Origin of the sequence: Edaphosphingomonas fennica, from assembly GCF_003034225.1 — a bacterium.
In the GTDB taxonomy this organism is placed as follows: Bacteria; Pseudomonadota; Alphaproteobacteria; order Sphingomonadales; family Sphingomonadaceae; genus Sphingomonas_E; species Sphingomonas_E fennica.
In genome coordinates, this window is the sequence record NZ_PHHF01000076.1 from 344,253 (window position 1) to 355,170 (window position 10,918).

Below are 10,918 nucleotides of genomic sequence, written 5' to 3' on the forward strand. Positions count from 1 at the left end.
TTTCCCGCTTCTCTGCGCAAGGTGGAGCGGGGACCGCAAGCCCCATCAGGCCGGCCGCTTGAGCCCTTGCGATACTTTTGTCGCCCTGGGCGGCTGGGCGGGCACCTTCAGGCCGCCCCGGAACCAGAAGGACCATACCGCCAGGCTGCCCAGCAGGGCCAGCGCCAGGCCGGAAACCGTCATCACCAGCCGATAGGGCAGGCCGCCTATCTTGGCGGCGTGCAGGGGATAGAGCGCGTTATAGGCCTTCACCGCCCGCGGGAGCGCACGGGCATCGCGGGTCCGGACCAGTGCGCCGCTGTCGGCCGCGAACCACAATGTCGTGCGGCCGTTGGGGATCCACTCGTCGGGCTGGCGCATCCGCAGGCTGATGAGGCCGCTGTCGTTGCGCGGCAGCGAAAGGATGCGGAATTCGGCATCGGGATAGAGCGAGCGGGCGGTGCGGATCATCCGGGTCCAGTCTGGATGATCGGCCAGCACCGCCTTGCGCGGCGCGGGCGGCTTCAGCGCGACCTTGATCTGCGTCGGGGCGGAGGGGCCGAGGAATATGCCCGCCAGCGGCTGGAAGACGAGGATCGATCCGGTGACCAGCGATAGCGCGAGGAGGGGGGCCGCCACCACGCCCAGATCGCGATGGTGGCGCACGATCGCAGGACGGCTCAGGCGCTTGGGCAGCAGCCTGAAGGCAAAGGTCTTGCGCGTCCGCCACCACAGGATCGTGCCGGATATGACGAAGAACAGCCCGCAGATGGCGGCGATGCCGATCACCGTTTCCCCGGTGTCGCCGGCAAACAGATGGTGATGGAAATCGAACAGCCAGATTTCCGGGCGTTGCCATTGGCTGTCCCAGCGGGTGACGATCGTTCCCGCCTGATCGCTATAGGCGCCGGCGTCGCCGGCATAGCTCAGCCGGTTCAGGCCGAAATCGCGCGTGGCGAAGATGATGCTGCGCGGCCGGGTGGCGGGATCGGCCATGATCCGCTCCACGCCGGCCGCGATCGCCTGCGTATCCCACAGCTGGGCGTCGCGGGCGTGCGGCAGCATCACCCACGCATCCTTGTGGACCAGCACGGCCCCGCTGAGGCCGAGCAGCGCCAGGAGGAGACCGATCAGTCCCCCCGTCCAACGGTGCAGGCGATCTAGCAGCCGCATGTCTGGCGCATTCCCCGGATCATCAGAAACGATAATCCCAGCCGAGGGTGAAGGTGCGCCCGCGCCCCGAATAGAAACGGGTATCGTCCGTGGGCCGCTGGGTATCGCTGTTATAGTCTATGTAGAATTTGTCGAAGAGGTTCTGCACCGCCAGCGTGATCCCGCCGAATGCCGTCTGGTAGCGGACGGTGGCGTCGGTCAGGTTGTAGCCACCGAAATCGTTGCTGCGATCGTTCCCGGCGAAATCGGGAAGCGGGCTGTAATCGAACCGGCGCGCGAAATAGAACTGGGTCTGGATGCGGGCCGAAAGCGGGCCGCGATCATAGCTTGCCGCGAAGTTCAGCCGGTCGGGCGAGATATTGGCGCCGTCCAGATCGATATTCACCTTGTCGATTCCGTCGTCGGGCGTGCCGTCCGTGCGGCCGATAAGGTGGGCATAGCCCATGGAAAGCTTGAGGCCCGGCACCGGCGGCTTCACGCTGAGGTTCAGCTCCAGTCCCTGGATCTCCACCCGTTGCCGCTGCACCTCGAACACGCCGTTCACCAGCACCAGCAATTGGCCGTTCTTGCTGGTCGACCAGAAATAGGCCGCGCTGGCATCGATCGGGCCGCGCTTCACCTCGACGCCGATTTCGCGGTTGTTCGAGACGATGGGGCTGATGTCGAGATAGTTGCTGAGGTCGACGCCGTCCCTGTTGATCGATCGCGTGATGCGGCCCACGTCGGGAACCGTATAGCCCTCGGCATAGCTCACATAGGCGCGGATGCCCTGTGCCGGCTCGAAGATCGCGCCGCCGTTCAGCAGCGTGTCGCTGAACTTGGGCGATCCGCCCTTCACCTGGCGCGAACCGTAGGAAGCGAGGGTGGTGAAATCGTCGATCTTGATCCGCACATTCTCATTGCGGACGCCGCCGGCCAGCCGGACCTTGCCGTCCAGCAGCGCGAGATTGAGCTGTCCGAACGGAGCGAGGCTGCGGAAATCGGTGGGCGGCACCCAGACGCGCCCGGTCAGCAGCAGGGCCTGCTCGGTCTTGTCGAACAAAGTGTCGAACCCGATTGTGGCCGTCAGCGCATCCCAGCCAGGCAGGGACCGTTCGTAGCTGAACTTCGTGCCGATCTTGCGGGACCGATTCTGGGATTGATCGACCAGCGTGCCATAGGGAGCGATCGACGCATCCTGGAAGGTGGCGACGGGCGCAGGATCGCTGCCGAACGTATCGCGCGTGCGACTGTAGAAGATCTGGGTGACGAGATGGCCGTCGGCCAGATTGTCGTCGGTGAAGGAAAGCGCCGCGCTCTGGGCGAGATTCTTGGCCGGCAGGCCCGGCGGCGTGCCGCGAACCGTGGAACTGGGCAGGCCGATATCCCTGTCGCCGGGAACCGAGACATAGTCGGCATCGCTTTTCAGCTCGTAGCGGCTCAGGATCAGGTCCAGCCGGGCGCTGTCGCTGACGGCATAGCCGAGACGGCCGAAGAGCGACCAGCTTTTCGAATCCATCGTCTCGCCCTGGACGTTGTCGATGCCGATGCGGTTGCCGTGGCCGTCATAGAAGGCGCCGCGCTTTTCGAATGCGGCGCCGAACGTCGCGTCGAACCGATCGATTTTGTAGGACAGCAGGCCGGCGACCTTGCCGCCCAGCCCGTCGTCATGAAAACCATCGTCCGCGGTGCCCTGGATGAGCGTGCGGCCGCTCAGCCCGTCCACGCTGGGCGGGCCAACCGTCACCTGATTGACGATGCCGCCGGCACCGCCGATGCCCTGCAAGGCATTGGACCCGTAGATCAGCTCCACCCGATCGACGAAGAAGGGATCGATGGTGAAGCCGTCGCGCGATCCGTCGCGCAGCGGCGTGGACTGGGGAATGCCGTTGATCGCGTAGAGCGGCGATCGGCCGCGCAGCGATTCTCCCGATCCCGAAAGCTTCTGGCGGGTGGGCGAGAAGGATGGGGTAAGCGTCGATATCGCATCCACCACCGATCCGCTGATCGCCACCTGCTGGTTGAGCGCATCATTGTCGATCACGTCGATGGTCAGCGGCAGGGCGCTTGCCGGCAAGGCGCTGCGGGCAGCGGTGACGACGATATCGCCATCGCCATCGCGCTGGCCTTCGCTGCCGATCGTCTGTGCGGCGAGGGGCGGAGCGGCGAGCATGGTCCCGATGGAGAATAATGTCCGCAATGTCAGCTTCATGGCGACCCCTTATCTTAGCCGGCGTGGCCGCTACAGGAGCGACCCGGCTATTGCAAGTGATTATCATTAATCTGCGGAGCGGACATGCTTCTTCCACCCGCACGTCGCGCGCGGTGTGGCTTGACGCCTAAAATTGCGGATAAGTGACGGAATTCCTTACAATCCGGAAATTGCGTTAACTATATTGCACTGCAAAAAACGGACGTTGTGACGGTTTGGCCCGATGCTTGCTGGCATATCGGGGCGTATGTCACTGTAAGGGTTTGTCGAATGAAGAAATTTCTCGTTGCCGCCTCGATCATGGCTTCCGCCCTCATCGGCAGCCAGGCCGCGTCCGCCGCGGTTTTCCCCATCAACGTGTCGCAGGGATCCAACTATTTCGGGAATACCGGGCTGTCGAACGGGACCGGGTTCACCGACACCTTCACCTTCACCCTTTCCGAAGACATGCTGGCCAACCTTACGGTGTTCTCGATTTCGCTCGGGCGGCTCCAGAACGTGGATTTCACCTCGATCCTGTTCGATGGCCGCGTCCTGCAACCGGGCGGTGGAAACGGAAACATCGAAAGCTGGTATCTCGACCCGATCTTCCTGACGGCCGGCGAGAAGGCGATCGAGATCACCTATAACGTGTCGGGTGCGTCCTCTGGCTCGCTGGCGAGCTATTCCGGCATCCTCAATATCGCGGCCGTCCCGGAACCGGCCACCTGGGCGATGATGCTGGTGGGCTTCGGCGTCGTCGGCGCTTCGATGCGCCGTCGCAACAGCGGCACCCGCCTGCCTCAGGCGGCCTGAGGCAAATGATCGTGCCGCCAGCGAAGGTGCTGGCGGCACGATCATGCCAAATATTGCTCCGAATGCGTCGGCTTCTGCCTGAAAACAGCAAGCCCGATTGCATTGTTGCGACCTAATCTACAGCGGTTTCATCCGGAAAAATCGCCAGAATTTCTGTCTCGCTGAGGCCGAGGTCGCGGAGTATCGCCCGGCTGTCGGCACCCGCCAGGGGCAGCGCCCCGGAACGCGCCAGCAGCCTTCCGTCGAACGCGATCGGCAAGGTCGGCAATCGCGTGGGAGTGCCGTCCGCCAGAGTCACGGGTTCCAATGCGCCGGATGCGGCGAGGTGGGGATCGTCGAACATGTCCTCGGGCCGGGCGATCGGGGCGAAGGGGAGGCCCGTGCCTTCGAGGCGGGCGATCACCTCGGCGCGGGTGAAGCCGGCGATCAGATCGCGGATGCGGGGCAGGATGCGATCGCGCTGGAGGACGCGCTCATTGTTGCGGCGGAGGCTTTCGTCCGCCCAGAGATCGGCGAGCCCGAAGAGGGCGCAGAATTTCTCCCACAAGGCATCGGTGACAACGCCGATGAAGACGGGATCGTCCTTCGTTTCGAACACGTCGTAGATCGCCCAGGCGGAGATGCGGGCGGGCATGGGGCTGGCGGCTTTGCCCGTGACGGCGAGCTGGGCCATGTGCTGGCCGACCAGATAGACGGTGGTTTCGAACAGCGATGCCTGGATCAGCTTGCCCTTGCCGGTGCGGTGGCGTTCCTCGAGCGCGGCCAGCACGCCGATGACGCCGAACATGCCGCCGGTGACGTCGATGACGCTGGAGCCGGCGCGGAGCGGGCGGCCGGGCGGGCCGGTCATATAGGCGAGGCCGCCCATCATCTGCGCGACCTCATCCAGCGCGGTGCGTTCTTCATAGGGGCCGGGAAGGAAACCCTTGGCCGAACAATAAATGAGGCGCGGATTGACGGCGGCCAGCGCCTCGTAGCCCAGCCCGAGCCGGTCGAGCGCGCCGGGACGGAAATTCTCGATCAGGATATCGGCGCGTTCGGCCAGCCGGCGGGCGACCTTCAGCCCGCGTTCGGATTTGAGGTCGAGCGCGATGCTGCGCTTGTGCCGGTTATACATGGGGAAATAACCGGCCCCGGAGCCGAGCAGCGTGCGGGTCTTGTCTCCCTCCGCAGGCTCGACGCGGATCACGTCCGCCCCCAGCGCCGCCAGCATCGCGCCGGCGGCCGGGCCCATCACCATGTGCGTGAATTCGACGACCCGAAGGCCGGCGAGCGGGGCGGGCGCCGTCATGCCGCCACCTTGCCGAAGCCGAGCGGCAGGCCGGCATCGGGCGTGAAGCCGTAGAGCGGTTCGTCGGGCAGGGCATCGGCGATGATCGCGCGGACCTTCATCAGCTTTTCGAGGTCGATGCCCGTTTCATACCCCATGGCCTCAAGCATGAAGACCAGATCCTCCGTGACGATGTTGCCCGATGCGCCCGGCGCGAAGGGGCAGCCGCCGAGGCCGCCCAGGGACGCATCGAGCGTGGTGATGCCTTCCTCCAGCCCCGCGAGCGCATTGGCGAGGCCGAGGCCGCGGGTGTTGTGGAGATGAAGCGTGTTGAGCCGGCCGTCGCCCACCTCCGCCTTCACCGCGCGGACGAGGCGGCGGACCTGGGCGGGATTGGCATAGCCGGTGGTATCGGAGAGCCCGACCTCGACCGCGCCGGCTTCGATCGCGGCCGCCGCGAGGCGGACGACGTTCGCTTCGCTGACGGGGCCTTCGATCGTGCAGCCGAAGGCGGTGGCGAGACCGACCTCGAAATGCGGGCGGGAATCGGCCGACTGGCTGGCGACGAGTTCCGCGATGGCGCGGATTTCGGCCAGCATCGCCGCATGATCCTTGCGGACATTCCTGAGGCTGTGGGTTTCGGACATGGAGAAGGGGATGGATATCTTTTCCGCGCCGGCGGCGATGGCGCGCTCCGCCCCCTTGAAATTGGGGACGAGCGCCGCGACGGCGAGCCCTTCCAGCCCCTTGGCAAAGGCGATGAGATCGGCTGTGTCCGCCATCTGGGGGAGCAGCGATGGCGGCACGAAGCTGCCCACCTCGATCTCGGGGACGCCGGCGGCGGCCTCGGCGGCGATCCAGGCCTTCTTGGCTTCGAGCGGCATCACCCGGTCGATGCTCTGGAGGCCGTCGCGCGGGCCTACCTCGCTGATGTGGATGCGGGTCATGCCTTGGTTTCTCCGAGATAGATCCACGGCCGGGCCTTGCGGTCGGCGGCCTGGAAAGCGGCGATGTCCGCCCTGTGCTTGAAGGTGAGATCGATGGCGTCGAGCCCTTCGAGGAGCATGGCCTTCGCCTCCGCGCCGATATCGAAGGGCCAGGCGCGGCCATCGGCAAGGGAGACGCGCTGGGCGGGAAGGTCCACCGTGACTGCGCCGCCATGGGCTGCGATCCCGGCGATCGCATCAGCGGGGAGGACGACCGGGACGATGCCGTTGCGGGTGCAGTTGCCGGCGAAGATCGGCGCGAAGCTCGGTGCGATCACGGCACGGATGCCATATTCGGCAAGCGCCCAAACGGCATGTTCCCGGCTCGAGCCGCAGCCGAAATTGACGCCGCCGAGCAGGATGCGCGCATCCGCATAGGCCGGCTGGTTGAGCACGAAGGCGGGATCGGGATCGCGGCCGCCGGGCGAGAGATATCGCCAGGGGGAGAAAAGGCCGTCGGCGAGGCCGGTCTTCCCCGTGCTCTTCATCTCGCGCGAGGGGATGATCGCATCGGTATCGATATTGTCGCGGATCAGCGGCGCGGCCGTGGCGGTGAGGACGGTGAAGGGGGTCATGCCGCAATGTCCCGCGGATCGGCGATGCGGCCGGCGATGGCGCTGGCGGCCACGGTTTCGGGGCTCGCGATATGGGTGCGGATGCCCGGACCCTGCCGCCCTTCGAAGTTGCGGTTGGTCGACGAGATGACCCGCGAGCCCGCGGGAAAGCTCTCCCCGCCGGCATAGAAGCACATGGAGCAGCCGCTCATCCGCCATTCGAACCCGGCTTCGGTGAAGACGCGGTCGAGCCCCTCGGCCTCGGCGGCACGGCGCACTGCCATCGATCCGGGAACGACGAGCGCCTTGACGCCGGGCGCGACATGGCGGCCCTTGAGCAGGGCGGCGGCGCGGCGGAGATCGGAAAGCCGGCCGTTGGTGCAACTGCCGATGAAGGCGGCATCGATCGGGGTGCCGCCGATCGGCTGGCCGGGGCCGAGGCCGATATAAGCGAGCGGCCGTTCGGGCGCGTCGATCGGCACGGCGCCCGATATGCCGGCGCTGTGCTCGGGCGAGGTGCCCCAGCTCACCATGGGTTCGATCGTCGCGGCATCGATGGCGATCTCCGCATCGAAGGCGGCGCCGGGATCGGTGGCGAGCGTCCGCCATTCGGCAACGGCGGCCGCGAGCATCGCCCCGCCGGGGGCGTAGCGGCGGCCGTCCAGCCAGGCGAAGGTTTTTTCGTCCGGCGCGATCATCCCCGTCATCGCCGCGAATTCGGTGGCCATGTTGCAGAGCGTCATCCGCCCTTCCATGTCGAGCGCCTCGACGGCGCTGCCGGCGAATTCCACGGCATGGCCCTTGCCGCCGCCGGCGCCGTGGCGGGCGATCAGCGCGAGCATCATGTCCTTGGGCGTCACGCCGGGCGCAAGTTCGCCGGTGAAGGTGACGCGCATCGTCTTCGGGCGGGCGAGGCGCAGCGTGCCGGTGGCCATGGCATGTTCGGCCTCGGAGGAGCCGATGCCCCAGGCGAGCGCCCCGAAGGCGCCCTGCGTGCAGGTGTGGCTATCCGGCGCGATCAGGGTGCAGCCGGGCAGCACGATGCCGAGTTCGGGCGAGACGACATGGACGATGCCCTGATCGGGATCGGTGACGTCGAACAGGGTGATGCCGGCATCGCGCGCGGCGGCGCGGGTTTCGGTGATGAAGGCCTGTCCGCCCGGCATCAGCGTGCGATCGTCCCGGCCGGGCCGGGTATCGACGATATGGTCCATCACGCAGAATACGCGCGACGGATTGGCGACCGGGCGGCCCGCCGCCTTGAGGCTGTTCAGGGCGGCGGCGCCGGTGCGCTCGTGCAGGAAGATCCGGTCGATGGCGACCAGATCGGCGCCGCCGTCGAGAGAGGCGACGACGTGCCGATCCCAGATCTTTGCGAACAGGGTGCGCGGATCAGGCAGATCGTGCCTCCATTTCCTTCTCCATCGCCGCCCAGTCACGGCTGACCAGCTTTTCCTGGATGGCGGTGCGGGTTTCGAGCTGGCCGTTGCGGATCCAGTGCCAGGTGCGACAGCGCGAGGTGCCGTCATCCGAAAGCTGGATCATCTCGTAGAGATAGAGGCTCGGATCGCCCTGGCGCTGCCAGTAGAGCATCACCGTGCGGTTATACTGATCCAGCCCGACCTCGGCCGCCCAGCCCTTGATGAGATCATTGTCCCACCATACGCGCTTATCGGCATAGGTGGCCGGGAAATCGCGGATGTCGGTGCGGCCGTCGTCCCAGCTATAATAGTTGGTCTGGTGATACGGGTGCTCGCTGCCTTCCTTGAAGCGGCAGAACAGGCGGGACCTGTGCTGGTCGATCTGCTCGCCGGCGGCATTGTAATAGGTATAGACGCCATCCCATACGCCTTCGTGGCGGGCCAGAAGCGGCATTTCTTCGCGAATTCCCATGGATTTCCTCCCTTTCAGAGACCGTGTGGCGACCAGATGTCGTTGCGCCCGCCCGCCCAGCCGGCGGTTTCCCAGCCGATGATCGCCGGCGCGGCAGCCACCAGCGCATCGCGATCGGCCGTGGCGAGCGTGGCGAGCAGCGCCTTGCCGGCGCGGGCCCGGATCAGGGCGCGATGTTCCGCCGCGAGCGCATCGGGCGCGATATCAGCGGCCGCGAAGGGGATGGCGTTGGCGGCCCTGGCCTCGAACCACGGCCAGAAGAAATGGCCCGCGCGCACGGCGCCCCATGCGGCGATGAGGTAGGCGCCGAAGCGATCCGGCGCCTGATCGGGGATGGCCCGATCGATCCACGGTGCGGTGGCGGTGGGGAGCGGAATATGGGCGGCGACGGCGCCCCAGCCATGGGCGCCCGTGCGGGCCGCCACGGCGGCGGCGAGGAGGGCGGAGAAGCCCTCGCCGATTATGGCGGGCCTGCCCTCCGCGATGGCGGCGATCGCGGCGGCAACGATGGCGGCCCAATTGGCGAGTGTGGGCGTGAAACCTTCCTGCCAGCCATCGGACAGGCCGTGGCCCGGCAGGTCGATGCCCAGCGCGTCGCCGATATCGAGCAGATCGGCTTCCCGGCCGGGCGCGTGGAGCAGCACCTGCGCGCCCGCGGGATCGCCGCGCCAGCGGATCAGCCCGTCGAAGCCGGTGCCGGCCACATGGACGAAGCCGCCGTCGCGGCTTTCCGCGAGATCGGGGCAGGGCAGGGCCTCGGCCGCGCGGAGATGGGCGAGGCATGCGTCTTCGAGGTCGGCGGGCGTAGCGACGGCCTCGGCGCGCCAGCTTGGCGGCATCTCGCCAAGCCGGGCGATATGGGCCTGGAGCGGATCGCCGTCATAGGCCGCGATCAGCACGGGCACGGTCTTGGCATCGGCGGGCGGAATATCACGCGGCGCGCGCAGGACCGCGCCATAGCCGGCGCGATAGGCGTCGCCGCTGTCCAGCATGTCGCGGACGACCGCGTCCGTCTTCACGGGATCGTCATGCGCCACGCCGATCCGCGCGGCATCGCGCACGTCGAACCATGGGAAGAACCATGTCTGCTCGATGATCCGGTTCCACAGCCAGGCCAGATGCTCGCCATAAGCACTGGGCCGGAAGGGCGGGAGATAATCGCGGTCGAAGATCGCCATCTCCTCGGGCGTCCAAACCGCATAGCCGCCCGTCGCCAGCGCGGTGAAGCGATCGGGATGGCGCTTCACCGCGCCGATCAGGATGATGCCGCCCGAATGGAAGCCATAGGCCGCCGTCCGTTCGATGCCGAGCGCGTCGAGCAGCTCGACGAGGGCGGCCGAAAAGTCGGCTATGTCGGGCGTGCCGGGCAGGGGATCGGACTGGCCGAAGCCGGGCGTATCGGGCGCGATACAGGTGAAATGGCGCCCCCATCTTTCCATCAGGGGTTCATATTCGGCCGAGCTGCGCGGGCTCTGGTGCACCATCAGCAACGTAGGGCCGGAGCCGGCCTTGCGATAATGGACCCGGCGGTTGCCGACCCTGATGAAATGGCGGGTGATCGTCATGGCGCCTAATTTGTCCGGACAAATTCCGCTCGACAAGCCCTTTTCGTAAACTAGTGTGCGAATCACGATTTCGCAGGAGTTTCATGATGACGCTGATCGGCACCCAGATGGTCTGCGACGGACGCACCGCGCGCCAGATTTTCGAGGATGTGATGGCGAATCCGGCCCGTGCCAAGTTCGGTTTTGGGGAAAGGCTGGCGATCGTGAACGTCGATTTCCAGCAGGCCTACACCCGCACCGATCTGTTCAAGACCGCCTATGAGACCGATCCCCGCCAGATCGAATATGCAAACGCCATTTCCCGGCTGGCGCGCAGCCGCGGCATGCCGGTGATCTGGAGCCGGGTGGGCTATAAGGAAGACGGCGGCGATGCCGGCGTGTGGGGCACGCGGACGGACACGCCCGATTCGCTCCAGAACATCAAATATGGCAGCGAACTGCGCGGCGACAACTACGATGGCCGGTTGAGCGGCGACTATGATGGCCGGTAGGATCGGTTGTCTGGTCTGATC

The 10,918-nt window shown here is 66.4% G+C and carries 10 protein-coding genes; 2 read left to right on the forward strand and 8 right to left on the reverse strand.

Going from position 1 to position 10,918, the window contains the following annotated elements; all coding sequences use genetic code 11:
- Positions 1 to 45 precede the first annotated feature (45 nt).
- On the reverse strand, positions 46 to 1,152 hold the full coding sequence (locus CV103_RS19740; protein ID WP_107395881.1) for a PepSY-associated TM helix domain-containing protein: 1,107 nt from the start codon (positions 1,150 to 1,152) through the stop codon (positions 46 to 48).
- A 22-nt stretch (positions 1,153 to 1,174) separates the two neighbouring features.
- Entirely contained in the window at positions 1,175 to 3,343 is a 2,169-nt protein-coding gene (locus CV103_RS19745; protein WP_170112674.1) for a TonB-dependent receptor, read from the reverse strand.
- A gap of 207 nt (positions 3,344 to 3,550) precedes the next feature.
- Here CV103_RS19745 and CV103_RS19750 point away from each other — a divergent pair, with 207 nt between their 5' ends.
- The gene (locus CV103_RS19750; protein ID WP_245896955.1) at positions 3,551 to 4,138 is read left to right on the forward strand and encodes an FxDxF family PEP-CTERM protein; all 588 of its coding nucleotides are present in this window, start codon (positions 3,551 to 3,553) and stop codon (positions 4,136 to 4,138) included.
- 112 nt (positions 4,139 to 4,250) lie between these two features.
- Here the strand turns inward: CV103_RS19750 and CV103_RS19755 are convergent, their stop codons facing one another.
- From CV103_RS19755 to CV103_RS19780, 6 genes are read right to left on the reverse strand one after another with little or no spacing between them, the layout of a single operon-like run.
- Positions 4,251 to 5,429, reverse strand: a complete 1,179-nt coding sequence (locus tag CV103_RS19755) for a CaiB/BaiF CoA transferase family protein (protein WP_107395884.1) — start codon at positions 5,427 to 5,429, stop codon at positions 4,251 to 4,253.
- Complete coding sequence (locus CV103_RS19760; RefSeq protein WP_107395885.1) at positions 5,426 to 6,355, reverse strand: hydroxymethylglutaryl-CoA lyase; 930 nt, start codon at positions 6,353 to 6,355, stop codon at positions 5,426 to 5,428. The genes CV103_RS19755 and CV103_RS19760 overlap by 4 nt, the downstream gene beginning before the upstream one ends.
- Positions 6,352 to 6,969 (reverse strand): 3-isopropylmalate dehydratase small subunit, encoded by a 618-nt coding sequence (gene leuD / locus CV103_RS19765; protein WP_107395886.1) that lies wholly within the window; start codon positions 6,967 to 6,969, stop codon positions 6,352 to 6,354. Before leuD ends, CV103_RS19760 begins: the two co-directional genes overlap by 4 nt.
- Complete coding sequence (locus CV103_RS19770; RefSeq protein WP_245896957.1) at positions 6,966 to 8,387, reverse strand: 3-isopropylmalate dehydratase large subunit; 1,422 nt, start codon at positions 8,385 to 8,387, stop codon at positions 6,966 to 6,968. The genes leuD and CV103_RS19770 overlap by 4 nt, the downstream gene beginning before the upstream one ends.
- Positions 8,341 to 8,841, reverse strand: coding sequence for a DUF3598 domain-containing protein (locus CV103_RS19775; RefSeq protein ID WP_107395887.1), 501 nt, complete (start codon positions 8,839 to 8,841; stop codon positions 8,341 to 8,343). Before CV103_RS19775 ends, CV103_RS19770 begins: the two co-directional genes overlap by 47 nt.
- A 14-nt stretch (positions 8,842 to 8,855) precedes the next feature.
- Positions 8,856 to 10,406 carry an alpha/beta hydrolase gene (locus CV103_RS19780; protein ID WP_107395888.1) on the reverse strand — a complete coding sequence of 517 codons (1,551 nt, stop codon included), beginning with the start codon at positions 10,404 to 10,406 and terminating at the stop codon, positions 8,856 to 8,858.
- 83 nt (positions 10,407 to 10,489) lie between these two features.
- Between CV103_RS19780 and CV103_RS19785 the strand changes: the two genes are divergently transcribed.
- Positions 10,490 to 10,897: a cysteine hydrolase family protein gene (locus tag CV103_RS19785; protein ID WP_342749179.1), complete on the forward strand. Its 408-nt coding sequence runs from the start codon at positions 10,490 to 10,492 to the stop codon at positions 10,895 to 10,897.
- The last annotated feature ends 21 nt before the right edge of the window (positions 10,898 to 10,918 follow it).

Excerpts from the sequence above, each read along its gene's own strand:
- leuD (WP_107395886.1), bottom strand. The coding sequence starts at position 6,969 with ATGACCCCCTTCACCGTCCTCACCGCCACGGCCGCGCCGCTGATCCGC.
- CV103_RS19740 (WP_107395881.1), bottom strand. The coding sequence starts at position 1,152 with ATGCGGCTGCTAGATCGCCTGCACCGTTGGACGGGGGGACTGATCGGT.
- CV103_RS19755 (WP_107395884.1), bottom strand. The coding sequence starts at position 5,429 with ATGACGGCGCCCGCCCCGCTCGCCGGCCTTCGGGTCGTCGAATTCACG.
- CV103_RS19775 (WP_107395887.1), bottom strand. The coding sequence starts at position 8,841 with ATGGGAATTCGCGAAGAAATGCCGCTTCTGGCCCGCCACGAAGGCGTA.
- CV103_RS19745 (WP_170112674.1), bottom strand. The coding sequence starts at position 3,343 with ATGAAGCTGACATTGCGGACATTATTCTCCATCGGGACCATGCTCGCC.
- CV103_RS19760 (WP_107395885.1), bottom strand. The coding sequence starts at position 6,355 with ATGACCCGCATCCACATCAGCGAGGTAGGCCCGCGCGACGGCCTCCAG.
- CV103_RS19780 (WP_107395888.1), bottom strand. The coding sequence starts at position 10,406 with ATGACGATCACCCGCCATTTCATCAGGGTCGGCAACCGCCGGGTCCAT.
- CV103_RS19785 (WP_342749179.1), top strand. The coding sequence starts at position 10,490 with ATGATGACGCTGATCGGCACCCAGATGGTCTGCGACGGACGCACCGCG.